20 protein-coding genes are annotated in these 23,768 nt (G+C 57.5%); 3 read left to right on the forward strand and 17 right to left on the reverse strand.

Features of this window, described 5'->3' with window-relative positions:
* Window positions 1-149: 149 nt before the first annotated feature.
* The 11 genes from ACQUQP_RS19300 to ACQUQP_RS19350 all read right to left on the reverse strand — a co-directional run bounded on the left by ACQUQP_RS19300 (window position 150) and on the right by ACQUQP_RS19350 (window position 12,367).
* Window positions 150-1,079 carry an electron transfer flavoprotein subunit alpha/FixB family protein gene (locus tag ACQUQP_RS19300; RefSeq protein WP_432696656.1) on the reverse strand — a complete coding sequence of 310 codons (930 nt, stop codon included), beginning with the start codon at window positions 1,077-1,079 and terminating at the stop codon, window positions 150-152.
* A 10-nt stretch (window positions 1,080-1,089) separates the two neighbouring features.
* Window positions 1,090-1,839: an electron transfer flavoprotein subunit beta/FixA family protein gene (locus ACQUQP_RS19305; RefSeq protein ID WP_432696657.1), complete on the reverse strand. Its 750-nt coding sequence runs from the start codon at window positions 1,837-1,839 to the stop codon at window positions 1,090-1,092.
* A 104-nt stretch (window positions 1,840-1,943) separates the two neighbouring features.
* Window positions 1,944-3,242, reverse strand: coding sequence for a TRAP transporter large permease (locus tag ACQUQP_RS19310; RefSeq protein WP_432696658.1), 1,299 nt, complete (start codon window positions 3,240-3,242; stop codon window positions 1,944-1,946).
* Between the two features lie 9 nt (window positions 3,243-3,251).
* The gene (locus ACQUQP_RS19315) at window positions 3,252-3,758 is read right to left on the reverse strand and encodes a TRAP transporter small permease (protein ID WP_432696659.1); all 507 of its coding nucleotides are present in this window, start codon (window positions 3,756-3,758) and stop codon (window positions 3,252-3,254) included.
* 74 nt (window positions 3,759-3,832) lie between these two features.
* Window positions 3,833-4,948, reverse strand: coding sequence for a C4-dicarboxylate TRAP transporter substrate-binding protein (locus ACQUQP_RS19320; RefSeq protein WP_432696660.1), 1,116 nt, complete (start codon window positions 4,946-4,948; stop codon window positions 3,833-3,835).
* 223 nt (window positions 4,949-5,171) lie between these two features.
* Entirely contained in the window at window positions 5,172-5,564 is a 393-nt protein-coding gene (locus ACQUQP_RS19325) for a Zn-ribbon domain-containing OB-fold protein (RefSeq protein WP_432696661.1), read from the reverse strand.
* On the reverse strand, window positions 5,564-6,751 hold the full coding sequence (locus tag ACQUQP_RS19330; RefSeq protein WP_432696662.1) for a thiolase domain-containing protein: 1,188 nt from the start codon (window positions 6,749-6,751) through the stop codon (window positions 5,564-5,566). The genes ACQUQP_RS19325 and ACQUQP_RS19330 overlap by 1 nt, the downstream gene beginning before the upstream one ends.
* The gene (locus ACQUQP_RS19335) at window positions 6,741-8,516 is read right to left on the reverse strand and encodes an acyl-CoA dehydrogenase (RefSeq protein ID WP_432696663.1); all 1,776 of its coding nucleotides are present in this window, start codon (window positions 8,514-8,516) and stop codon (window positions 6,741-6,743) included. The genes ACQUQP_RS19330 and ACQUQP_RS19335 overlap by 11 nt, the downstream gene beginning before the upstream one ends.
* A gap of 16 nt (window positions 8,517-8,532) precedes the next feature.
* The gene (locus tag ACQUQP_RS19340) at window positions 8,533-9,294 is read right to left on the reverse strand and encodes an SDR family NAD(P)-dependent oxidoreductase (protein ID WP_432696664.1); all 762 of its coding nucleotides are present in this window, start codon (window positions 9,292-9,294) and stop codon (window positions 8,533-8,535) included.
* Between the two features lie 48 nt (window positions 9,295-9,342).
* Window positions 9,343-11,508 carry an acetate--CoA ligase family protein gene (locus ACQUQP_RS19345; protein ID WP_432696665.1) on the reverse strand — a complete coding sequence of 722 codons (2,166 nt, stop codon included), beginning with the start codon at window positions 11,506-11,508 and terminating at the stop codon, window positions 9,343-9,345.
* Window positions 11,509-11,575: 67 nt separating this feature from the next.
* On the reverse strand, window positions 11,576-12,367 hold the full coding sequence (locus ACQUQP_RS19350; protein ID WP_432696666.1) for a crotonase/enoyl-CoA hydratase family protein: 792 nt from the start codon (window positions 12,365-12,367) through the stop codon (window positions 11,576-11,578).
* Window positions 12,368-12,653: 286 nt separating this feature from the next.
* Here ACQUQP_RS19350 and ACQUQP_RS19355 point away from each other — a divergent pair, with 286 nt between their 5' ends.
* On the forward strand, window positions 12,654-13,154 hold the full coding sequence (locus ACQUQP_RS19355; RefSeq protein WP_432696667.1) for a MarR family winged helix-turn-helix transcriptional regulator: 501 nt from the start codon (window positions 12,654-12,656) through the stop codon (window positions 13,152-13,154).
* A 421-nt stretch (window positions 13,155-13,575) separates the two neighbouring features.
* Entirely contained in the window at window positions 13,576-14,775 is a 1,200-nt protein-coding gene (fdhA, locus tag ACQUQP_RS19360) for a formaldehyde dehydrogenase, glutathione-independent (protein ID WP_432696668.1), read from the forward strand.
* 278 nt (window positions 14,776-15,053) lie between these two features.
* On the opposite strand, the gene ACQUQP_RS19365 is transcribed toward fdhA, so the two are convergent.
* The 5 genes from ACQUQP_RS19365 to ACQUQP_RS19385 all read right to left on the reverse strand — a co-directional run bounded on the left by ACQUQP_RS19365 (window position 15,054) and on the right by ACQUQP_RS19385 (window position 20,833).
* Window positions 15,054-16,145 carry a hypothetical protein gene (locus ACQUQP_RS19365; RefSeq protein ID WP_432696669.1) on the reverse strand — a complete coding sequence of 364 codons (1,092 nt, stop codon included), beginning with the start codon at window positions 16,143-16,145 and terminating at the stop codon, window positions 15,054-15,056.
* A gap of 427 nt (window positions 16,146-16,572) precedes the next feature.
* Window positions 16,573-17,559 carry a PDR/VanB family oxidoreductase gene (locus ACQUQP_RS19370; RefSeq protein WP_432696670.1) on the reverse strand — a complete coding sequence of 329 codons (987 nt, stop codon included), beginning with the start codon at window positions 17,557-17,559 and terminating at the stop codon, window positions 16,573-16,575.
* Between the two features lie 10 nt (window positions 17,560-17,569).
* Complete coding sequence (locus tag ACQUQP_RS19375; RefSeq protein WP_432696671.1) at window positions 17,570-18,631, reverse strand: Rieske 2Fe-2S domain-containing protein; 1,062 nt, start codon at window positions 18,629-18,631, stop codon at window positions 17,570-17,572.
* Between the two features lie 78 nt (window positions 18,632-18,709).
* Complete coding sequence (locus ACQUQP_RS19380) at window positions 18,710-19,831, reverse strand: Rieske 2Fe-2S domain-containing protein (RefSeq protein WP_432696672.1); 1,122 nt, start codon at window positions 19,829-19,831, stop codon at window positions 18,710-18,712.
* Window positions 19,832-19,849: 18 nt separating this feature from the next.
* Window positions 19,850-20,833, reverse strand: coding sequence for a PDR/VanB family oxidoreductase (locus ACQUQP_RS19385; protein WP_432696673.1), 984 nt, complete (start codon window positions 20,831-20,833; stop codon window positions 19,850-19,852).
* A 220-nt stretch (window positions 20,834-21,053) separates the two neighbouring features.
* On the opposite strand from ACQUQP_RS19385, the gene ACQUQP_RS19390 reads away from it, so the two are divergent.
* Complete coding sequence (locus tag ACQUQP_RS19390; RefSeq protein ID WP_432696674.1) at window positions 21,054-21,731, forward strand: GntR family transcriptional regulator; 678 nt, start codon at window positions 21,054-21,056, stop codon at window positions 21,729-21,731.
* A gap of 25 nt (window positions 21,732-21,756) precedes the next feature.
* On the opposite strand, the gene ACQUQP_RS19395 is transcribed toward ACQUQP_RS19390, so the two are convergent.
* Window positions 21,757-23,580 carry a sigma 54-interacting transcriptional regulator gene (locus tag ACQUQP_RS19395; RefSeq protein WP_432696675.1) on the reverse strand — a complete coding sequence of 608 codons (1,824 nt, stop codon included), beginning with the start codon at window positions 23,578-23,580 and terminating at the stop codon, window positions 21,757-21,759.
* Window positions 23,581-23,768 lie beyond the last annotated feature (188 nt).

Consider the following 23,768-nt stretch of genomic DNA (forward strand, 5'->3'; position numbering starts at 1 on the left):
CGGCTCTGTTATTCGTTTCAGAGGTTGCCAGTATGCCGTTACCCCGCCTTGTATCTCAGCCTCCCGATATCCCAAGCCTCATTTGACTCCCCTGATCTGATCACCGATTCGGATAGTTATAGTGTGTTTCTCCAAGCGGTAGACCCTGTTTAGAGCTTCGCTTCCAGCTCCGGCAGGATCTCGAACAGATCACCTACCAGACCGTAATCGGCCACCTGGAAGATCGGCGCTTCTTCGTCCTTGTTGATCGCCACGATCACCTTGGACTCTTTCATACCGGCCAGGTGCTGGATCGCACCGGAGATACCCACGGCGATGTACAGCTCAGGCGCTACGATCTTGCCGGTCTGACCGACCTGCAGATCGTTGCTGACAAAACCCGCATCCACCGCGGCACGTGAGGCACCGATGGCGGCGCCGAGTTTGTCGGCCACTTTTTCCAGCAGGGCGAAGTTTTCACCATTGCCCATACCGCGACCACCAGAGATCACCACGCCTGCGGCCGCCAGGTCCGGACGATCCGATTTGACCATCTCTTCGCTGACAAAGCTGGAGGTACCGGCATCGCAGGCGGTGCCCACGGCTTCAACGCTGGCACTGCCACCTTCGGCAGCGGCCTTGTCGAACGCCGAGGTACGTACGGTGATCACCTTGATGGCGTCCTGGGACTGAACCGTGGCGATGGCGTTACCGGCATAGATCGGGCGCTTGAAGGTATCGGCAGACTCAACGGCGATGATCTCGCTGAGCTGGCCCACATCCAGCAGGGCAGCGACGCGCGGCATGGCGTCTTTGCTGGTGCTGCTGGCCGCTGCAACGATGTGGCTGTAGCCGGAGGCCAGTTCCACGACCAGGGCGCTGAGGTTTTCCGCCAGGCCTTTTTCGTAGGCGGCGTTATCGGCCAGCAGGACCTTGGATACACCTGCAACCTTGGCGGCTTCATCGGCCACGGCCTGGCAGCCGTTACCTGCCACCAGAAGGGTGATGTCGCCACCGATCTGGCTGGCGGCGGTGACGGCACTCAGGGTCGCCGGGTTGAGTGCGCTGTTGTCGTGTTCAGCAATCAGTAAAATGCTCATCCCAGCCTCCTTAAATGACCTTGGCTTCGTTTTTCAGCTTGTCGATCAGCGCATCCACGCTGTCCACCTTGATGCCCGCTTCACGCTGGGCCGGTGTTTCCACCTTCAGCTGAGAAATATGCTGCTTGAGCTCAACACCCAGGTCCGCCGGGGTCTTCACATCCAGCGGCTTGCGCTTGGCTTTCATGATGTCCGGCAGCTTGGCGTAGCGCGGCTCGTTGAGGCGCAGGTCGGTGGTAACGATGGCCGGCAGGTCCAGGGAAACGGTACGCAGACCGCCATCCACTTCGCGGGTCACCTGAGCCTTATCGCCGTCGATTTTCACTTCAGAGGCGAAGGTACCCTGGGGACGACCGGTCAGGGCGGCCAGCATCTGGCCTACCTGGTTGTTGTCGGAATCGATGGACTGCTTGCCGAGAATAACCAGGCCTGGCTCTTCCGCTTCAACCACTTTTGCCAGCAGTTTGGCCACGTTGAGCGGCTCGGGCAGGTCATCGGTCTCAACCTGGATGGCACGGTCGGCACCCAGGGCCATGGCGGTGCGCAGCTGTTCCTGTACCGCTTTCGGGCCGATGGAAACCACGATGACCTCGGAGGCCACACCGGCCTCTTTCAGGCGGATCGCCTCTTCAACCGCGATCTCGCAGAACGGGTTGAGTGCCATTTTGACGTTGGCCAGATCCACGTCGGAGTTATCGGCCTTGACGCGTACCTTGACGTTGTAGTCGATGACGCGTTTTACGGAAACAAGTACTTTCATATGATCCATACCTAAAAGCTGTTTCAAAAAAAGCTCCCCTTTTGAGACTGCAGAGTGCAGCCTCAAAAAAGGGACCAAAGGGGACTCAGAGAGAAAAGGGGCTATCAGCTGCCGCCGAGGAACATGACGATCTCGGGGAAAAGAATGACCAGTGCCACAACGGCCAGGTCGGCTATAAGGAAGATAGCCACGCCCCGGAAAATATCCATCAGTGAGGCATACTCACTGGCGACACTGCGGATGACAAAGATATTCATCCCCACCGGCGGCGTGATCATGCCGATCTCCAGCAGTTTGACCAGCAATACACCAAACCAGATCAGGCTCAGGTCATAGAGCTCGAATACCGGCAGGAAGATCGGCAGAGTCACCAGCATGGCGCCGAACGGCTCCATAAACAGCCCCAGGAGCAGGTAGATCAGTACCACGATCAGCATCAGTTCCAGGTAGGAGAGACTCCAGCCCGTAACCGCCGTGGAAATGTATGCCGCCACACCACTGAGGCTCAGGAACACGGTAAACATGCTGGCACCGATACCAATAATCATCAGCGATGCGGTGGTCGAAAGAGTCTCCAGGAATGCCTTTTTCGCCTTGGGCATATCCAATCTGCGCAGCGCCAGAGAAATAAGGATTGACCCCATCGCTCCCACAGCGCCCGCCTCTGTGGCGGTAAACAGGCCGCTGAACAGACCACCGAATACCAGTACGCCCAGCACGATAACCGGCCAGATCTCAATCAGAGCCCGGGCCACAGAGTAATGGGAAACATCCTCCGCTTTACGCGGTGCGATATCCGGTCGCAACCAGCTGACTGCGAGCACGATCAAGCTATAGCTGACTGCCGTCAGCAGGCCGATAGTAATACCGCCAAGGAACACCTGGGTAATCGAGACTTGGGCGAATACACCGTAAACGATCATCAGGATACTCGGCGGAATCAGAGCTCCGATGGTCCCGCCAGCAGCAATGGTGCCGCAGGCAAAGCTGGGCTTGTACCCGCTTCGAACCATTTCAGGGATCGCTATCCGCCCCATCGCCGCTGCGCAGGCGACGCTGGAGCCACACACCGCAGCAAAGCCGGAACTGGCGAAGATACTGGAGATCGCTAGACCTCCCGGCAGCCAGCGAAAAACTACCTTGGCGGCATTAAATAGTCCGGATGTAAGCCCGGAGTGATAACAGACAAACCCCATCAGCAGGAACATCGGTACCGCACTGAGGGTCCACTTGGCGACAAATTCATAGGGTTTTGCGGCCAGCAAACTGATCGCCGTATCCGTGCCGAACATCAGACTGGCGCCCCCCAGGGATACCAGGATCAGCGACAGCGCAACGGGCACACGCAGCGCCAGCAGCACCAGCAGCAGAAGGAGTCCATACAAGCCAATTTCAACACCCATAATACTGCCTCATACCCGGTCGTAATTTTCGTTTTTAGTGATGATCAGAGGGACTCGCACCAGGGAGACCAGCGCGGCCAATGCAAAGGCGAGCGGTAGAACAAAATAGGTGGGCCAGACCGGCATCGGGAAGTCCAGTGACATGACGTAGGCGCCGATCTCGTACTGCTCCACCGCCTTGTTCCAGGTGGCGACCACCAGAACCAGATAGATCCCAGCCGACACTAATGCCACCAGAGCATCCAGCCAACGAGTCAGACGTTTGCCGAACATTCCGCTGAGCGATTCGACGAAGATCATCTGCTTGCGCCACTCCACCCATGCCAGGGGCAGCAGCGCCAGCGTGACCATGTAGTAACGCGTTACCAGTTCTAGCGTTGAAGGTATGGATACGGATAGCGTCGCCCGCAGTACCACATCGAGCACGATGTGCAGCATCATCGCCAGGATACCCAGGGTGCCGAGCAACGCCAGGCAGACCGAGGAGCGGTCCGCCAGTTTCACTAAAAGGCTCATATTATTCTTCCTGTCTGGCCAATATCGGGAAGTGGCGAGCCCAGGTGCAGGACCCGCCAATTTCAGGCGCGATCTCAGATCCCGTAGGTTGAGAAATCGACCTTGTCCCAAACTTCCCTGTTGACCGCCTGAGCCATCATCGCCGAATCACCCTCTACCTCTTCGGAGATGCTGTGCCACTTGTCCACAAGCTTCTGGAAACGGGCAATCTTCTCCGCGGCATGTTCAATGCCGTAGCGCTCGCCGGCCTGCGCGGCGGCGACACCCAGGTCCGATTCGACAAAAGCGTTGGTGGCTTCAACCAGCTCAGCGCTTGGCTCGATAATCTCCACATCCTTCTTCTCGGCCTCTGCGGAGATCTCGGTCCAGCGATCCGTGGCCAGTGCGCCACTCAGGGTCGACGAAACAGCAATCGCCTTACGCTCATCGGCACTGAGTGACTTCCAGGTCTTGGCGTTAACAGCATGGGTAATAACGGAGTGATAGGTACCCAGGTTAATCGAAGAGATGTAGCCCACCGTATCGTCCAGACGGAAGGAAACGATATCGGCAGATGAGGTCACCGTGCCGTCGATAACTCCCTGGGACAGCGCCTCGAAAGTCTCGGTCACTGGCGTGCTCACCGGCGTAGCACCCATGGCTTCGACCCAGCGTGAAAACTGTGGTCCGCCGACGCGCAGGCGCATCCCTTTCAGGTCCGCCTTATCCTTAATCGGTTTGGTGCTGAGCACGTGATAGATGTTGGATGAGTAGGAGCTGGTATAGGTTATGCCAAGCTTACGCAGTTCGTTCTGGCAGTCGCCGCAGGTGACGATGTACTCGGTCATCGCGGCACCCATGGCCTGAGGATCGTCCCCGAGAAACGCCAGGTCACCGACTAGGTTCATCTCCGGCAGATCCGCTGGAAAATAGGCGGGCAGGAAGGGACCCACATCCACAAGTCCGCTGCTGAGGCCGGTGCGCATCCCGCTAATCGATACCGCCTCGACACCCAGCATTCTGCCACTCAGCTTGCCACCGGACTGCTTCGGCAACTGGGTCTGAAACTCGGTATAGAGGGGGTTATAGCCGGGGTGAAACTGCACCACTCCTGGCGCCAACCTCAGGTCCCGGGCCTCGGCTGCCTGGGTAAACCCTGTAGTAAGGGCCAAAGCCAGCATTAGACCTTGAGTCGTTTTTTTAATCAGCATGGTTACGTCCTTCTTATTTTAATTTTCTATTGGTTACGCCGGGCCTGTAAGCCCTATACCAACGCTTGGGGAATGGAACGGATCGCTTTGCAGCGCTTTCGCTCTGTTATTTACCTTTGAAATCTGTGTTAGGGGTTAAGAGGAAACCCAACCTCCGGCCGCACTCGGCCTGAGAGCACCCACTGGATGCCCATTCAGGCGGGTTTCCTACTGATCTGCTGCCTTAGCCGGCCGGTGAAAACATCGGCACCTTCTGCCCGTTTTCACTGTCGACAAAGGTCACCTTCACCGGCTGGCCTATCTCCAGGCGATCAAAGTCTGCGCCAACGATATTGGTCAGAATGATCGGCCCCTCTTCCAGCTCGACATAGGCGATGCAGTACGGCGGCCTGGCCTTTGGCAGCACGCTGAAGGAGTACAGCGTGCCCCGACCACTGGCCTCGAACCACTCACAGTGATTGCGGCCGGTGAAGGGGCTGTGCGCACGCGGGTAGAAGAACGCCTTGCCGGTATCGCAGCAGCGCTGCAGCATGAAGCGGCCCTGGTTGGCGGCTTCCCAAAAACGCTCGGTTTCCGGCCAGGGCTGCGGAGAAGCAGGTATACGACTTTCCATCATCAGTCCTCTCGCTCAAGAATCAGGGTTGCGCTGCCGTGACGGGCACCGAGTTGTCCGCCGGTGCCATGGGCCAGCGCCAGACGACAATCGGGCACCTGAACAGCAGGATGGGCCTCGCCTCTCAGCTGGCGAACAGCCTCGATCAACTTGGTCATACCGCCGCGGTTACCCGGATGGTTGTTACAGAGCCCACCGCCGTCGGTGTTTAAAGGCAGCTTGCCGACGCCCGAGATGAGGCCGCCATCAGCCACAAAGCGACCGCCCTGCCCCGGCTCACAAAAGCCCAGGTTTTCCAGCTGCACCAGCACGGTGATCGTGAAGCTGTCATAGAGAGAGGCGTACTGAATATCCCCGGGGGTCACACCCGCCTGTTCAAACGCTTCTTTACCAGTCTGCACCGCGCCCGAGGCGAGAATATCGAAGTAACCGCCGTTAAGGTGTTTGACGGTGAAGCCTGCTCCCGTTGGCGTAATCAGCGGCCGCTTGAGTCCCTTGGCCACCTCGGGGTGTGCCAGCACCAGCGCACCGCCACCGTCGCTGATGACACAGCAGTCGAGACGGTGCAGCGGAGTCGCGACGATCGGCGACTCGATCACATCCTCCACGGTCACCACTTTCGGCAGCACGGCATTGGGGTTGTGCTGAGCATGGTGCGACGCGGCGACCTTGATCCACGCCAGCTGTTCAGAGGTGGTTCCGTGCTCGTACATATGTCTTGCCGCACACATGCCATACACGTTGGTCACCACCGGACCATAGGGCAGCTCAAACTGGGACTCCGCCGTTGTCTGCGCCTGCATCAGATGGCTCGCTGCCGGCGAAAATTTTTCCGCCCGCGGCCTGCCCGCCTGGGTGATCAGAGCGACCCTGCACTTGCCGGCAGCAATCGCCCTCGCCGCGTGTTCAACATGGTTGATATAGGCAGAACCCCAGGATTCGGTGGTATCCAGGTGGCGCAGCTTAAGCCCCAGGTATTCGACCACCGACAGGGGGCCAATCCCGGGAGACTCCCAGCCCGGCACATCGCCGGCACAGAAGTAACCGTCTACATCCTCAATGCTGAGCCCGGCATCATCCAGGGCCCCAAGGGCCGCTTCCGCATGCAGCTGTCCCAGCGATTTATCGACCGCGTGTCTTGTCGGGTGCTCGAACGCGCCGACAACATAGGCCTGTCCCTTAAGACTCATGGCGTTTCTCCTCAGTGCTGCTGGATGCGCCCATCAAATGCCCGATACTTTTCGGGCTCTGCGCGATCGCAAGTTCCAACGCTTTGATTTCCGGTAATAACTGGTTGAAGTAGAAACGCGCCGTTTCCACCTTGAGTGAGTACCAGTCATCGTCCCCCTGACTCAGCGCGACCGCCGCCATCCGGGCCCAGGCCCAGGCAAATACCAGGTGCCCCATAAGCCGCAGATAAGCGGTGCAGGCACCCAATACAGAGATCGGATCCGCCGTATGTCTATCGATCAGTTGACGGGTCACCCGGTCGACCATTTCGGAAACTTCAGCCAGGGGTTTGCAGAAGGCCAACAGCTGAGCCTGACCGCTGTGCTCGTCCAGCCAGAGTCGAATCGAGGTCTGTAGACGATTGAGACGACGCCCACCATCAGACAGCACCTTGCGGATCAGAAGATCCTGCCCCTGAATCGTTGTCGTGCCTTCGTAGATCGTGGTGATCCTGACGTCACGGGTCAGTTGCTCAATACCGGTTTCGGTGACATAGCCGTGGCCGCCAAACAGCTGCAGCGCCAGCGAGGTGGATTCCTGCGCGTTTTCGGACAGGAACCCTTTCACGATGGGGGTTAGCAAAGGCAACAGATCCGCTGCCTCAACACGCTTGGTAACCTGGGGATGCGACTCGGCCTGGTCCATCAGCAGAGCCGTCCAATGCAACAGGAAGCGTCCCGCTTCGGTCCAGGCTTTTTGCGTCAGCAACATGCGCTGAACATCGACATGCTCAATCAGCTGGCAGGGCTGTTCACCTTGTGGAGAGCGCCCCTGACGACGCTCCAGGGTATATTCCCAGGCGTTCTGCATGGCAGTTTCGCTCATGCCCACAGCCTGCAAACCTGACAGCAGACGTGCTTCGTTCATCACGGCGAACATCGCCTTTAAGCCGGCGTTTTCTTCACCGACCAGCCATCCCTGGGCGTTATCAAAGCGCAAGGAGCAGGTCGGGCTGCCGTGCAGACCCATCTTGTGCTCGATCCCGTCACAGTGGACGCCATTGGACTGCCCGTCATCGGTCAGTTTTGGCACCAGGAACAGGCTTAAGCCGCGCGTTCCCGCCGGCGCCCCGGGAATCCGGGCCAGCACCAGATGAACAATATTTTTCGTCAGATCGTGCTCTGCGCCACTTGCGAAGATCTTCGATCCACTCAGGCGATAGGTGCCCTGACCATCGGGCTCAGCCTTGGTGGAGAGCAACCCCACATCCGAGCCAGCCTGAGGCTCGGTGATGCACATCGAAGACAGCACCTCGCCACTGGTCAGTGCCGGGATCCATTTCTCCTGCAACTCAGGTGTGGCGGAGCTGCGCAGACAGGTCGAGGTGCAGTGATTAATGGTCGCTATCATCACGAACGCATGGCTGCTCGCCGACAGGAACTCACTGACAACACTGAACGCCAGCTTGGGCAAACCCTGGCCACCCTCAGAGGGCTGAGCGCACATCGATGGCCATCCAAGCTCGCGATAGGCGTTCCAGGCCTCTGAGAAGCCAGGAGACATGGAGACCGTCCCCTCATTCCATCTGCATCCAACCCTGTCCGCCTGCTCATTAACCGACAGCAACTGCTCCGACGCGAAGCGTCCCGCCTCATCGGCAATCGCATCGAGGGTTTCAGCATCGAACTCCTCATAAGCAGGAAGCTCAGCTAACCCGCTCACACCATCCAGAACGTCATGAATAACGAACTGGAGGTCACGCAAAGGAGGATTGAACTTCAACATGAGATCATCTCCTCTTTTAGCGCGGAGCCAGCCGTGTGGCGCCGTCGATTCGGATTACATCGCCGTTCAGATAGCTGTTGGTCGCTATATGTGCGACCAGGTCAGCAAACTCTGCCGGCTGCCCCAAACGCTGAGGGAAGGGAATAGACTCACCCAATGCTTTCTGTACTTCCGGAGGCGCTGTATCGAGCAGCGGCGTATGAAAGATACCTGGCGCTATGCCCATCGCACGGACTCCGAACTGGGCAAACTCTCGCGCCAGCTGGATCGGCAGGGCGGCCAAGGCCCCTTTCGCCGCGGTATAGGCCGCCTGACCGATCTGGCCTTCATAAGCTGCTACCGAGGTGGTCAGCAGGATAAGACCCCGCTCTCCATTGGCATCAGGCTCGGCGGCGATCATGTCGGCTGCCGCCAGGCGCGTCATGTTGAAGCTGCCCACCAGATTCAGGTTGATGATCTTGGTGAAGTCCTCGAGCGGCATCGGGCCATCACGTCCCACCACCCGTTTCGCCGCACCGCCACCGGCGCAGTTAACCAGCAAGCGGGCAACACCCTGCGCTTCTTTCGCCCGCGCAATCGCGGCGCTGGCACTATCGGCATCGGTCACATCGCAACGAATCGCGATACCGCCTATCTCGGCGGCCAGCATTTCGGCCCGCTCCATCTGAATATCGAGAATGGCCACACGGGCGCCGAGAGAGGCCAGATGCCGCACCGTCGCTTCGCCCAGACCTGAGGCGCCACCGGTGACCAATACTGCTGTTCCTTCGAGCTGCATAACGTACTCCTTGATACGAATCAGAAATTCAGTTGCTAGAAAAATGACTTATTCAGTAACAATCAGTACGTCTTGAGCAGCGACGCCCTTGCCCTGCGCGTATACCACCAACGGGTTGATATCGATCTCCTGGATCTCAGGACGCTCGACCATCAATTGCCCGACCGTGGCCACCACATCGGCCACCGCTTCCACATCCACGGCGGGATCGCCCCGGAATCCGGTCAGCAGCTTGGAGGCTTTCAGGCCGTGCAGTTTTTCGATAATGGCTTCACGGGGAAGCTGAGGTGGAAGCAGCTGAACATCACCGAGCGCCTCGACCCAGACGCCACCCAGGCCGACCATCAGAATCGGGCCCCACTGCGGATCACGGCTGGCACCAACGACCAGCTCAAGTCCACGCTCACCCATTTTCTCTACCAGGGCGCCGTCGAGCTCCAGATCCGGCTCAGCCTTGCGGACATTGGCGTAGAGCTGTGTCCAGGCGCTACGCAGCTGCGCTTCGTCGGCGATGTTGAGCAGCACACCGCCCACCTCGCTTTTATGCGCCAGCCTGGCCGACTGCGCCTTGATCACCACCGGATAGCCGATGTCAGAAGCGATGCTCACCGCTTCATCCGCAGAACGAGCCAATGCACCGGCCGGTACAGGAATGGAAAGCTCACGCAATATCTGTTTGCCTGACCACTCGGGCAGTACACCCCGGCCAAGTTCGAGCCGGGTCAATGCATCACGGCTCACTGCAGCCTCTTGCTGTTGCTGCATCGCCTGGCGACGACCAAAACGGGTAATACGGGCAAGCGCACGGATGGCACGCTCCGGAGAACGCATAATGATGGCGCGATGGCGGCGTGCTTCCGCGATAAAATCCGCGGACAGCGGCACATCTTCATTCTGCATGACAAAAATGGCGGGCTTGTCGCTACCGGCAGTAGCCGCCAGGTAGTATTTCAACCAGACCAGTGAGGCTTCAGGTCCCGGCATCGCCATGGAGATCATAGCGCTACCGATTGAGGTGTCTGCCAGCAGGGCCTTGACCCCGGTTTCGATCAGATCGGGCTGGAAACTGACCAGGGTACCCAAATCAAGGGGGTTACGCGGCGGCAGAAAATCGGGCAGATGCTCCTTAAGTCCCGCAACCTGTTCTTCCGAAAGCGGCGGCAGTTCCAGCCCCAGAGGTTCGACGTAATCCTGGGTCAGACCGCAGATGGCACCGGAAGCTGTCGCGAGCCCCATTCCACCGACCGGCGCTGTGGGATAACGCAGCAGCAGCTGGCTGACATCGATCGCCTCTTCCAGGCTGTCGACCACCGTGACACCGGCATACTCAGCCATCAACTGCATGGCCGCATGGTTGCCCGCTAGCGCACCTGTATGAGACTTGGCCGCTTCCTGGGAGCGTTCGCTGCGACCGGGGTGGAGCAGCACGACACCCTTACCACGGGCGCGGGCGTCTTTTACGGCCCTGACAAAATCCGGCGCTGAACGGATCTGCTCGGCGTACACGACGATGGTTCCGGTATATTCATCAGCGGCGAAATGACTGATCATATCTGCCAGCCCGGTCTGCGCCTCATTACCGGTGGTCATCATGTAGGAGAGCGGCACTCCGCGCGCCCTTAGCGACGCGGCAATATGTGCGCCGATACCGCCACTCTGCGCAACAACTGCCACGGCGGGGCCCTCTTCGGGATCCAGTGGTGCTGGCAGATCCAGCTCCACCATCATGACGTAGAAGGCGTTGACGTAGTTGAAATAGCCAACGGTATTGGGTCCCAGTAGAGTCATGCCGCCGGCAGCTGCGGTCTCTGCGATAATCCGCTGCTGTTCGCGGCCTTCGGCACCCATTTCGGCAAAGCCGGAGGCAAAACAGACTGCACTGCGCACACCACGGGCCACACAGGCTTTGACCGCATCCAGCACCGCACCGGAGGGAAGCATCAGAATCGCCAGCTCCACGCCTTCTGGCAGCTCCGATATATCGGTCAGGATCTGACGATCTCCCAGCATGCCGCCGCTACGGCCTACCAGATGAACCTCACCCTTGAAACCACCTTCAAGCAGGTTGTTCAGCACCACCTGACCGGCGGAACCGGGCTTGCTGGACATACCGATGATGGCAACAGATTCAGGATTGAGGATGGGACGGATATCCCGGCGAGCATCGCCCAGGATGGACTGGCCAGCAGCGCCAGCACTGTTCTGCATATTCATAACGAGCCTCAACTATTATTTTTATGATGTTCGTTTAACTACAGTGAACTGTTTGATCTATAGGGATTTACTCGAGCACCACCTTGTTGGCACGCTTCTGCAGAAAGGCGTTTACACGCTCTTTCGCTTCCGGCGCATCCTGGGTGATCGCCGCCATCAGCGATTCGGTAAACAGGCCGTGAGTCATCGGCTGCTCGGCGATCAGCGGCAGCGCATTAAGAATGGCGAAGTTGGACAGCGGCAGGTTGGAAGCGACTTTTTCGGCCAGTTCGCGAGCCTTTTTCATACCCTCGCCCGGTTTAACCACGTAGTGGGCAAGCCCGATCTGGTGAGCTTCTTTAGCATCCACCACGTGCCCGGTGAGCATCATTTCAGCCACCCGTGAGAAACCGATAAGCTTGGTGATTCGGACCGATCCGCCGCCACCGAGAAAAATACCGCGCTGCCCTTCCGGAAGCCCGAAATAGGCGGTTTCTTCCGCGATACGCACGTGCAGAGCGGATGCCAGCTCCAGTCCGCCCCCTACTACGGCGCCATGCAGTACGGTGATAACCGGGGCACGGCCAAACTGGATTTGGCGAAACGCCTCGTACCAGAGCATCGAGCCTTCGATATTTTCTGCGGAGGACGACTCCTTGAGTTCGGAAAGGTCCAGGCCAGCACAGAAGTGTTCGCCGGCACCGGTGAGGATGACGGCCTTTACTGAAGCAGGTAGCCCTGAAAACGCCGCCTGCAGCTCTGTAACCATGGTCATGCTCAGAGCGTTGCGTTTGTCGGGACGGTTCAGTGTGATCGTGGCGATGGCTTCATCAATGGAAACCTCTACCAGTGGCATGGTGCCAACTGTTACTTCGGTCATTATTATTCTCCTTACACTGGCTTTTTTATTCTTGTCACGGAGAGGGCTAACCACCTTCTCCGCATCCTCGGCCAGCCAAGCTGTTTTGACAGACCGATTTGTAAACCGTGTTATTTGTTAACCTGGTTAGCATATTGTCATGGTATGATGGCCACATCAACAGGCTGGTGTGAAAAAATTCAGGTGAGACTGAAAGTGGAGTGCAGCCAGACACCTCAATCTCATGTTTCCAGCACAGGCAGCGAAACCTTCGCTCAATAAATCCAATACCCGAAGGAGGCCCTTAGTGGCACTTAAAGAGTCCCAGTCTGGCGAGAAAGCCCTATCCAGCAGCACAAACAGCACGGACAGCCTGGCAATCTTGAATGGCGCTCTGGGTTATGCCATCAAGCGTGCTCAGGTCTATGCATACGATCTGTTCTACAAATCCTTCGGTCAGGATGCGATCTCACCGGCCCGGCTGACAGCGCTGACGCTGATCAGCAAAAACGCCGGCATTACCCAGTCTGATTTGGCAAAAAAGCTCGATATCAGTCGTGCAGGTATCGTCAAGGTGATTGACCGGCTGGAGGAGATGAACCTGATTGAGCGCCGCGCCAAGAAAGGTGATCGCCGCAGCTACTCACTGCACCTCACCGAACCTGGTCAGGATGAGCTCGCCTTCCTGACCGAGCAGACGCTTAAATACGAAGCCCTGCTGGCATCCAACCTCAGCGATACCGAGCGGAAACAGCTCATCGCCCTGCTGGAAAAGATGATCTCGGCTGAAGCATCGCCACAAATCTAGCGCCAGGAGAAACCGACGGGGCTAACCAATCCGATGCCGGTCCCGTCATCCGCCTGGCGCCTGCTTCCAGGCGATCGAATTCAATAAACAGCAAAGTACCCTACCCGGACATCCTGTCCGCGATACCCCGTCTAAGTTTCGATAGTTCCTTCAGGCGTTAATTAATCGCCTGAAAATAATGCAAGCTCATAACCGACTATCACTAATTATTTTTCAGTTAAAGATTACATCACCTAATTTCATCTAAAGCCATAGATCAATTAATAAGAACACAGCGAGAATAAGCCAATTAAAAAAACGTATACCTTATAGATCATTCTGTATTGGTCATTGCAAATATCAAAGAGTAACTTTTCAAATGGAAATCAATATTTCCCTTACCTTCAGGCATAAAATTCTAAAAACTCTTAGAGGAAAAGCAATGAGCAACTCTCATTCCAACCGAGGTGTCGTTTACAAAGGCCCCGGCGAGGTAGCTGTCGAAAATATTCCCTATCCCAAGCTTGAACTGGGTAACCGGAAATGCGAGCACGGTGTCATTTTAAAAGTTGTCACCACTAATATCTGCGGTAGCGACCAGCACATGGTTCGCGGTCGTACCACTGCTCCTTCGGGCCTCGTTCTAGGACACGAGATTACCGGGCTGGTCGTGGAGTGCGGTAGCGATGTGGAGTTTATCAAGCCCGGCGACCTGGTCTCTGTGCCCTTCAATATTGCCTGCGGCCGCTGCCGTAACTGCAAAGAAGGCAACACCGGCATCTGTCTGAACGTCAATCCGGCGCGTCCGGGCGCGGCTTACGGCTACGTCGACATGGGCGGCTGGGTCGGCGGTCAGACCGAGTACGTCATGGTGCCCTACGCTGACTTCAACCTGCTGAAATTCCCGGATGCCGACCAGGCGATGGAGAAGATCCAGGACCTGACGCTACTGTCCGATATTTTTCCGACCGGCTTCCACGGCTGTGTAACCGCTGGCGTCGGCCCGGGTTCTACCGTTTATATCGCCGGTGCCGGCCCTGTCGGCCTTGCCGCCGCCGTTTCCGCACAACTGCTCGGCGCCGCCTGCGTTATCGTCGGCGACATGAATGAAGAGCGTCTGAAGCAGGCACGCAGCTTCGGTTGTGAAACCATCGACCTCACCGAAGAGGGCGATATGGCGGATAAAGTGGAAGCGATCCTCGGCGAGCGTGAGGTCGATGCCTTTGTGGACTGCGTCGGCTTTGAGGCCCACGCCTGTGGCTGCAACCACGGTAAGGAAGCACCGGCCACCGTACTCAACTCTGCCATGGAACTGACCCGTGCCGGCGGTGAGATCGGTATCCCGGGACTCTACGTCACCGAGGACCCCGGCGCTGTCGATGAAGCCGCCAAGCAAGGCGCGCTCAGCATGCGTTTCGGTCTCGGCTGGGCAAAATCCCACAGCTTCCATACTGGCCAGTGCCCGGTGATGAAGTACCACCGTCCGCTGATGCAGGCGATCCTGTTTGGCAAGGTCAAGATCGCCGATGCCGTCAATGTGAAGATGATCACTCTCGACCAGGCACCCCAGGGCTATGCCGATTTCGATGGCGGTGCGGCAACCAAGTTTGTTATCGACCCTCACGGTTCAGTCGCCGCCTGAACACAGACGCCAGCCCTCCCCCCCGGCTGGCGTCCAATCCCCATTCCGGTCTCAGCTTTACTCCTCGCCTGAGAGGTCCTTGAGAGGATAGCCTCCTCTCTTTTTTCGTCATCGCCGTTATCACGTCTGAGCCTCCCAACAACCGCTGGCTTCTCTCCCTATTACTCGGAAAAAAACCAAGAGTCACCGTAAAACGGGCACAAAAAAAGCGCTTCACAAACCTGCGAAGCGCCTTGAGAACCGGTGTACCACCGGTGGGACCAACTCAGAACCTATGCTCAGAACTTGTACATGGCCATCAGCTCAACCTGGGTACCTGCCGGTCGCAACGAAGAGGACGCGGAAGTCGGCGGGCGAGTCGCGGCATTCAGATCACGCCACTCGATTCCGAGATCCAGCTGGGGAAGGTAACTGTAAATCAGCGAAACGTTTGTGGACTTGAGCGTATCGTCATCAGTAAACGCGACCGCCGCATCGAACTCATCAGCGGTGACCTGGCCATAGCGCACTATGCCCTTTAGCTTGTCGGTAAACTGGTGAGCAACGCCGGCGGAAAAGCCGGTAACGGTAATCAGCTCCCCTTCTGCGTTCACATCGGAGGTCGCTGGCCCCTTAGCACCGTTATAACCCCAACTGGTATAAGCAGCTGCGCCCTTGCCGCTGAAACCGTTGATCGAAACGTCGGTATTGCCAAACTTGAACTTGGCACCGGCGGCCAGCGCCACGCCATAGTCGGAGTCGTCCTCTCCGGTATAAACTCCGGTATAAACTTCACGACCACTCATAGCGACATTGAAGATATGCCCGCCTTCTGTGCGCCAGGTATAGGCCGCTACCAAATCGGGGAAGTCTGCGTCGTCATAATACGGATCCTGAAGCGTGAAGCGGGCACCACCCAGGGTGTAATGCATGACCAGGTCCGGCCTTATCTCCGAGCCACTGCCGGCAAAGGTTCCGTTACCGGCACCGAAAAAGTTGATCGCACCTACGTCGACGGGAGCCGACGCCAAGAACTGTCCGTTCCAGGTTTGACCGATCGTCAGGTTATCCACGTTGATATAGGCGTGTCGCAGGCGAAGCGCATAGGAGCTTTCTTCTTCGGTGTTGTTATTCCAAAAGTCACCTTCGATAAAGCCGATAACCTTGTGTCCCTCGATATCGCGCTTCGCGGCGAAGTTCAGACGGCTCTGCCGTACACTGCCCTCGAAAGAGTTATCTCCATCATCAGGTTGGGTGAACATCCCTTCAGCTTTGACATAGCCACCTATGGAGAAGCTGGTGCCATTGAACTCACCCAGTTCCACTGCCGAAACCTGACCAGCCATAGAAGCCGCCATGACAGCAGCAGCCAGTTTGCTTTTGATATGCATTCGAACCTCATTATTTTTATTTATGGTTTTATTTGCAAATTGCATTTTATTTTTTGATTAATTTATTTTTAACCCTCAAACCTCCAAAATATAAATCGAAGCCTTTTATTTACTTAAAAGAAAAAAAACACCACTTTATTAAAATGATAATAAAGCCATTTATATACGGGATTTCATAACAGAAAATTTAAGTAAACTATGGTTACTGTTAACCTGGGTTACATATTGTCACGAGACGTTATCCACATCAACCACTATTGATAAAAAGTTCATCTAAAATGGGATAGAAATATCGCTAATGGATCTGTGCTACTGAGGCAAAGACTTAAAGCCTGCAAGAGAGGAAAATAGAGGTTGGTGTTCCCAAATTAACAACGGAAGACCATGAACTCATCATCGTCTTCCGTTGCGACATGCTCCCAGCGGATTACTTGCGTAGCTCCGGATCTCCTTTCCAGGCCGGGTCTACCGCTATCGAACCACTGACCACGCGCGACACACAGGTACAAAGCTGTTTATTTTCGCTGTGCTGCTCTTCACTGAAGAACACATCACGGTGATCGATCTCGCCATTGATAGCGGTCACCTCCATGGCGCACAGACCACACTCGCCTCGTCGGCAGTCGGACAGCACCTCAACCCCGGCCTCGGTCAGCACATCCAGGATCGAGCGATCCTTAGGCACTGTCACCTCCAACCCAAGGCGCGGGATCTTCACCGTGAAGGGTCCCGATGGATGGCGGCCACTGGAACCGAAGGTTTCATAATGCAAGGCCGCAGGCGCACGGCCCTGCTTATGCCACTGTCCGCGCACGGCCTCCATCAGACCGAGCGGGCCGCAGATGTAGAGCTCTCCCTTTGCATGAAGATTCTCGATCTCGGCGGCGATATCGATATGGGTACCATCGGCATCGGTAAACAGCTGAACACTATCGCCGAGAAGCGCACCCAATTCCTCTGCGTAGGCCAACTCATCCCGGCTGCGGGCAGCGTAAAGCATCCGCACCTTTTCACCGCGGGAAGCCAGGGCACGTGCCATGGCGAAGATGGGGGTAATACCGATACCACCAGCAATGAGCAGATACTCTGTGGCACCGTAAGAGAGTTCAAAATCACAGGCGGACGGTGTGACGCTGACCCGGGCACCCGGCTCCAGCGTCCACATGTAACGGGAACCGCCGCGGCTGTCGGGCAGCTGTTTTACTGCGATAACCAGGCCCCCCTTATCCAGTTGGCGCACCACCGAATAGGAGCGGTGATCCGGCCGATCATCGATCATCACCTTTACGTTGATATGGGAACCGGGCTGCGCCGACTCCGTGGCGGCGGGCTGCAGATGAATCTCCCTCACCGTCGGCGTGATGTTCTGTACGTCGATAACCTGCGCTTCGTGCCAGACACTAAGATTTCGCATAACGCACTCCTTACTCGACCGACACAGCGGGAATCTGCTGCGGATTTTCTTTGGCGATCATGTCGTTGATCCGGCGCCGCGCCCAAAGGGAGCCGGCGTCGATATTCAGGTTATTGAAATCACGCCCCGGATTCTTGTCGATGGCCCGCTGCTGCGCTTCGATCACATCCTCGTCCTCACGCAGGATACCCACCGCCGCTTCCATGATTCGACGTGTCAGCCCCTGCTCGCCTACCCGGTAGTTACGCAGATGGCACCAGAAGTAGTAACAGGTGTTCTCCGTGGATGGCGTCGGAATATGCACAACCCACATGCTCACCCCCTGACTGCGATCCCCCTCGGGCGCGCCTGTTCCTGCCGGCGCGACGCCCACATCAAGCACAATGGTGGCCGGCGCCAGGAAATGGATGTACTGCCACCGATCCACGGGGCCCGGCTTGTTCAACTGGGCGGCCCAGAACGCCGGCGCCTCTTCGTTCAGGACCCAGCGGGTGATCGTTGCGGTGCGCTCGCCATGGCTGGGTTCGAACGGCGCCTCGGCTAACGCCTCGTTACCGATACTCGAGGCATGCACATAGGTTTCATGGGTCAGATCCATCAGGTTATCGATCACCAACCGGTAGTCGGCAGCAACCTCGGTCATTCGGCCATCGCCAGCCCAGGCCGCGTCATCGAACCAGCCCAGGTCCGGAATCAGTGAAGGATCAGCCTTGGAGGGATCACCGGGCCAGACCCAGACAAAACGGTGCCGTTCGACCACTGGGAAGGAGTGCACACAGGCCGAAGGGTTCAGTGTCTCCTGCGAGGGCATATGGGTACAGCGCCCGGCATCGTTGAACTTGAGGCCGTGGTAGCCACAGACGACCTCATCACCGTCCAGGCTACCTACAGACAAGGGCAGCAGGCGATGCCAGCAGGCATCGGCCAATGCCACAGCGGTGCCATCCAGGCGCCGGTAAAACACCATCTCCTTGTCACAGATGGTGCGCGCCAGCAGCGTTCTTCCGACCTCAGCATCCCAGGCAGCCACGTACCAGGCATTCAGGGGAAAAGTTGGGTTAGTTGTACTCATTCTTATTACTCTTATTTTGCCTTCGTTCCGCACCGGCGGCCGGATGAACGGCCGTCACTGGTGACGGGAACAAGGGGGTTAACCGCAATGGACGCTTTCGTCGTGGTAGGAGGCATTGCTCTCTTCCACCGCCAGGTTGTGCAGGGTCCGGCGCATGAAGAGTCCCGGCTTGTCCGGTGCGAAGTTCAGGTCCGTCTGCGGTTCCGTATCGCTGGTCACTACCTCAAGAATCCACTCAAGCGCTTCGACGTCTTCCAGATAAGCCTGCTCCGAAGCGGACTTCAGAAACTCGTCCGCTTCCGCGTCGTCGTGCTTGAAGTCTCGGGAGTTGAACCACCAGTAATGGATACTGTGATTGGTCTCAGGGGTGATCAGGTGCGTAATGTTGAAACGGTATCTTTCAGGCGCTCCCTCAGCTGGCTCATGATCGATAATCTTTGCGAAGGCCACATGCATCGCCGGTGATATAAAGCGCGCTTCGGACAACCGGTCGACCTTTTTCTCCATGATGCCTGCTGGGATTCCGTAGATTCCCGGCGGCGCGGAGTTTTTCAGTTCCCGGTCGATCACAACCTGGTCACCCTCCTCGCGCACCTTCAGCTTGGAGCGCGCGTATTCCGGCGTACCCACGGTACCCGGGTGCAGAAACGGAAAGTGGGTCTGGTCCAGCAGGTTTTCGTGCATCGCCACATAGTCGGACTTCATGTGGTAATAGCCGGTCACGCTCTTGAACTCACCACCATCGAGCCAGTGGGTATCGGGAACCCGGCTTTCGTCCGCCAGATCCTTGTCGCCCATCCAGATCCAGATCAGCGGCCCCTTCTCGACCATCGGGTAACCGCGCACGTTGGCATTAGAGGGGGTCAGCGGCATCGACGGCATATTGACGCAGCGACCGGAAGGGTCGAACTGCATGCCGTGATAGCCGCAAACCAGGATATCCCCTTCCAGCTTGCCCTTTGCCAGCGGGAAGGAACGGTGTGGACAGCGGTTGCGAACGGCCACAGGACGCCCGTCCAGGGTGCGATACATGGCGACATCAACGCCCAGCAGACGGCGGCTGATCACCTCACGGGTTACCTCGCTGCTGCGAGCTGCCACATACCAGCAGTTACGCACCAGGGGAGTTTCATGGTCGGCAAATCCAGTACTGGTAATCAGGCGTTCTGCCTGAGTGTTCTGTGCATTTGAAACAGTCATCTTTCACTCCTGCTTTATTCAGGCGTCAATAACCAGGGTTCCGCCCTGGATTCGCGATACGCATAAACAGATGGCATCACCGCTGGCTTTCTCTTCATCCGAGAGATATCGGTCACGGTGATCGATAGGACCCGATGAACTGATAACCGGCAGGGAGCAGAGCCCGCATTCACCGCGGCGACAGTCGGACAGCAGGCTCAATCCCGCTGCTTCGGCGGCGTCCAGAATTGAAGTGTTGCGACCAACAGCCACACGTTTCTGGGAGTGCTCGAGTACAACCTCGAACGCCAGATCCTCACCCGCTGCGGCCACGCCGAAGCGCTCGCTACGAATTCTCTCTTCCGGCCAGCCCAGCTCGGCGCCTGCGGCATAGGCCGCGTTGACCATCGCTTCCGGACCACAGACATAGGCAATGCAATTCTCTGGCTGCGCGGCCAACAGCGCCTTCAGATCCAGGTGATCGATCGCTGGCTCGCCACTGAGGTGAACTTCGCCACGCTCACCAGCCAGGGCCATAGTTTCCTCGAGGTAAGCCATACCCTCTTCGGTACGCCCGGAGTAGACAAATGAGTAGTCACGCCCACGACGGGCGAGGCTCTGCAGCATGGAGTAGATCGGAGTGATACCGATACCGCCGGCGATCAGCAGCACCCGGGGGTCGTTGTGCCCGAGCACAAAATGATTCTTCGGCCAGGAGATACTCAACTCGGTACCAATATCCAGATGCTCGTGGATAAAGGCCGAGCCTCTGGCGCGATCCTCCCGCTGCACGGCTATGCGGTATCGGTTGGCCGGATCCTTCACCATCCGGTCACCACCGATCAGCGAGTAGTGACGAACGAAACGGCCCATTTCGGGCGCTTCCAGGTGAAGTTCAATGTGGGCACCCGCGTCGTATTTCGGCAGGGGATTGCCGTCGATGGATTCGAGCAGGTATTCGCTGATACGGGGAGTGAGATGGCGTATCCCAACCACTCGAACCTGTAGTAGCGGGGTCTTCATAAGGTGCAGCTCCAAATTTGACGTTTTTATAATTAGGATCCCAAACCGGCCACAATAGCCTTTCCAGGAAGCTTTACCGTTCATTTGGGATCCCATATTAGGTTCGAGACCAACAAACTGTCAACTTCGACAGCAGAATATATTGCTTTGGGATCCCAACTGTGGGGTAATCATCCGCCCCGACAAGAACCCGAGCATAACCCCCGAGGAGCACCGCCCCATGTCTGAAGCCACCCCAGCGAAGCTGCACTCCATCGCAGCCGCGAAGATTCGCGAGCTGATACTCAGGGGCGAGCTGGCACCGGGGGAACGCATAACAGAAGCCGCTTTGGCAGAAAGGCTGGGACTTTCGCGCACACCGATCCGCCAGGCTTTACCGAGACTGGCCAAGGACGGACTGCTGACCTCAGCTGGCAAGCGTGGCTACGCGGTACGAGCCTTTACCAAGGAGGAGTGTCGTACGGCGTTGGAAACGCGAACTCTGCTTGAAGGGATGGCCGCACGCATGATTGCCGATAAGGGGTTAACCCCGGAACTGGACGAGGCTTTTCAGGAGTGCCTGGACAGGGGGGACGCCATCGTCGCCAGTGAAGAGATTCGTGAAGCGGAAGAGAATGCCTACGGTGAAATGAACGACCGCTTTCACCAGCTGATTATCGAGGGCTCGGAAACACCGCTGCTGGCAGAGCTGGTGAACCGCTGCAATATTGTACCCTTCGCGTCACCGCTACAGATGGTATTTAGCTCTTCCGATCTGAAACTGGTCCATGACGATCTGATCTACGCCCATCGCCAACACCACTTTATCGTTGAAGCGCTGCGTCGCAGAGAAGGGGCTCGCGCAGAAATGTTGGTCCGCGAACACGGCCAGGTTCAGCGCCATAGCATGAACCTCTGAGCACGACATATCCGCGTTAAAGAGCCTAGACCTTCCCTTTCAGCCGATAACTGAGCTGCGCCCGGGTCATACCCAACATCTGCGCAGCCGCGGAGACATTGCCCTCGCATCTGTCCATGGCGGCGTCGATCAGCAGGGATTCCACCTCCGACAGCGAGGTCTCCAGCCGCTCACTGCTGCCACTTAAAAAGGCATCCAGCTCCGCCAGCGGCCGATGTTCCTCTGCCATGGCCTGACCGGCAGCATCCAGAAGAGGCTTGTGACGTTCTGCTTCCCTGTCCGCTGCCCGCTCAGAACCCTCAGCCTGCGCCCGAGCGCCCATCTCCGCTGCAGGATGACGCTGTGGCCAGGACAGGCTCTCGGTTTCGCCTCCCAGCGCCAGGTGATTGATATCCAGCGCTTCGCCATCCTCGGCGATGATCACGCCGCGCTCTATCAGGTTCTGCAGCTCGCGGATATTGCCGGGGAAAGGGTAGTTCAACAGGGTATGCACCAACCGGCTGGTAAAGCCGGTCAGGCTGCGCCCGTACTGGCGGCAGTAGTGCTGAAGAAAATGGTTCATCAGCAGCGGCAGATCCTCGCGCCGCTCCCGCAACGGTGGCAGATGGATAGGAAATACGTTCAGGCGGTAGAACAGGTCCTCGCGGAAACGGCCCGCCTGGGCTTCCGCCCGCAGATCCACGTTAGTGGCCGCGATGATCCGTACATCGACCTTGATGGTTTTACCGCCGCCGAGCCGCTCCAGCTCGCCCTCCTGGATCACGCGCAGAATTTTTCCCTGGGCCGACAGGCTCAGGGTGGCGATTTCATCGAGAAAAAGGGTGCCGCCGCTGGCCCGCTCGAAGCGGCCCTGGCGCAGGCGATCAGCCCCGGTGAAGGCGCCTTTCTCCACGCCGAACAGCTCCGCTTCGACCAGGTTCTCCGGCAGCGTGGCGCAGTTCAGCGCGATCAGCGGTTTGTCTGAACGCTCGCTCTGCTGATGCAGCGCCCGGGCGAAAATCTCCTTACCTACCCCCGATTCGCCGGTCAACAGAACGCTGGCGTCGGTGGGTGCCACGCGCGATAGCAGTCGGGTAGCCGCCAGAAAGGCCGGCGACCCACCCACCATCAGACGATGGGGATGGGCTGGCTCGTGCAGTTCGGAATAGAGCGCCACCTCGGTCTCGGTAAACAGCTCGTCACCGGCTTCGTCCCACTCGTCGGCGGGCTTGCCGATGATGCGACAGTGCGCTGCGCCACAGCCCTTGCACTCCACCTCGCGGAAAATCACGTTGCGTCCAAGCAGACCTGAGGCGTAACCACTGGCATAGCCCAGCTGCATCCAGCAGGCCGGTTCGCTGCCTATACCGTAGGTGGCCAGGTGCTGCATCGCTTCCATGGAGTTGTACCAGAGAAACTCGCCATAGAAGTGACCGCGGGCGTTATCGATCTCAATCTGCACCACCTCGATATCGATAAGCCCTTTCAGCTTGTGCAAGCGAGGGCCCGCCGAAAACAGGCTTTCATCATCGCCGTTGGGCCAGAGCTCAACGACCTTGGCGGCGTCACGGGCGCCCGCCTGCCAGCCCATCCGCTTGAGAAAACGGCGGCTGGCATCGATGCCGAGGCGGTCGATCAACTCCCGCCGGATGGCACCGAATATATCAGCCTGCAGCAGCATGACGCGCTGACCGGCAAGCCAGATGTTGTTGTCACTACCGGTGAAGTGAAAGCTTGCTGCCAGGTCATCGGCGGAGGGCGTACCACCGCTGGTGAACTCGCGCTGGTTATGCACTCTGAGGCCGGCATTGCGTTGCCTGAGCAGGCTCAGAAACTCATGTTCCAGCCCCTGAAAGCGCTTCGGACTCATGACTACTTTTATCCATTCTGCTAGATATTTTTATTAATAAAATTCTAACACCCCTGTTTACCAAGCGCTCACTCAAAAACCAAAAAACTCATAACAATATGTTTTATATAGACTAATTTAAAAGAATCTCAGTTGGCACCCGGTTTGCTTTAAGGCGCTGTGGATTTTCGCGATCCCAACGAGAGCGT

The organism is Marinobacterium sp. YM272, assembly GCF_050908845.1.
Taxonomy (GTDB): Bacteria; Pseudomonadota; Gammaproteobacteria; order Pseudomonadales; family Balneatricaceae; genus Marinobacterium_D.

What these genes read in the sequence shown, in the direction of transcription:
- ACQUQP_RS19300 (WP_432696656.1), bottom strand. Translation starts at nt 1,079, where the DNA reads ATGAGCATTTTACTGATTGCTGAACACGACAACAGCGCACTCAACCCG.
- ACQUQP_RS19305 (WP_432696657.1), bottom strand. Translation starts at nt 1,839, where the DNA reads ATGAAAGTACTTGTTTCCGTAAAACGCGTCATCGACTACAACGTCAAG.
- ACQUQP_RS19310 (WP_432696658.1), bottom strand. Translation starts at nt 3,242, where the DNA reads ATGGGTGTTGAAATTGGCTTGTATGGACTCCTTCTGCTGCTGGTGCTG.
- ACQUQP_RS19315 (WP_432696659.1), bottom strand. Translation starts at nt 3,758, where the DNA reads ATGAGCCTTTTAGTGAAACTGGCGGACCGCTCCTCGGTCTGCCTGGCG.
- ACQUQP_RS19320 (WP_432696660.1), bottom strand. Translation starts at nt 4,948, where the DNA reads ATGCTGATTAAAAAAACGACTCAAGGTCTAATGCTGGCTTTGGCCCTT.
- ACQUQP_RS19325 (WP_432696661.1), bottom strand. Translation starts at nt 5,564, where the DNA reads ATGATGGAAAGTCGTATACCTGCTTCTCCGCAGCCCTGGCCGGAAACC.
- ACQUQP_RS19330 (WP_432696662.1), bottom strand. Translation starts at nt 6,751, where the DNA reads ATGAGTCTTAAGGGACAGGCCTATGTTGTCGGCGCGTTCGAGCACCCG.
- ACQUQP_RS19335 (WP_432696663.1), bottom strand. Translation starts at nt 8,516, where the DNA reads ATGTTGAAGTTCAATCCTCCTTTGCGTGACCTCCAGTTCGTTATTCAT.
- ACQUQP_RS19340 (WP_432696664.1), bottom strand. Translation starts at nt 9,294, where the DNA reads ATGCAGCTCGAAGGAACAGCAGTATTGGTCACCGGTGGCGCCTCAGGT.
- ACQUQP_RS19345 (WP_432696665.1), bottom strand. Translation starts at nt 11,508, where the DNA reads ATGAATATGCAGAACAGTGCTGGCGCTGCTGGCCAGTCCATCCTGGGC.
- ACQUQP_RS19350 (WP_432696666.1), bottom strand. Translation starts at nt 12,367, where the DNA reads ATGACCGAAGTAACAGTTGGCACCATGCCACTGGTAGAGGTTTCCATT.
- fdhA (WP_432696668.1), top strand. Translation starts at nt 13,576, where the DNA reads ATGAGCAACTCTCATTCCAACCGAGGTGTCGTTTACAAAGGCCCCGGC.
- ACQUQP_RS19365 (WP_432696669.1), bottom strand. Translation starts at nt 16,145, where the DNA reads ATGCATATCAAAAGCAAACTGGCTGCTGCTGTCATGGCGGCTTCTATG.
- ACQUQP_RS19370 (WP_432696670.1), bottom strand. Translation starts at nt 17,559, where the DNA reads ATGCGAAATCTTAGTGTCTGGCACGAAGCGCAGGTTATCGACGTACAG.
- ACQUQP_RS19375 (WP_432696671.1), bottom strand. Translation starts at nt 18,631, where the DNA reads ATGAGTACAACTAACCCAACTTTTCCCCTGAATGCCTGGTACGTGGCT.
- ACQUQP_RS19380 (WP_432696672.1), bottom strand. Translation starts at nt 19,831, where the DNA reads ATGACTGTTTCAAATGCACAGAACACTCAGGCAGAACGCCTGATTACC.
- ACQUQP_RS19385 (WP_432696673.1), bottom strand. Translation starts at nt 20,833, where the DNA reads ATGAAGACCCCGCTACTACAGGTTCGAGTGGTTGGGATACGCCATCTC.
- ACQUQP_RS19390 (WP_432696674.1), top strand. Translation starts at nt 21,054, where the DNA reads ATGTCTGAAGCCACCCCAGCGAAGCTGCACTCCATCGCAGCCGCGAAG.
- ACQUQP_RS19395 (WP_432696675.1), bottom strand. Translation starts at nt 23,580, where the DNA reads ATGAGTCCGAAGCGCTTTCAGGGGCTGGAACATGAGTTTCTGAGCCTG.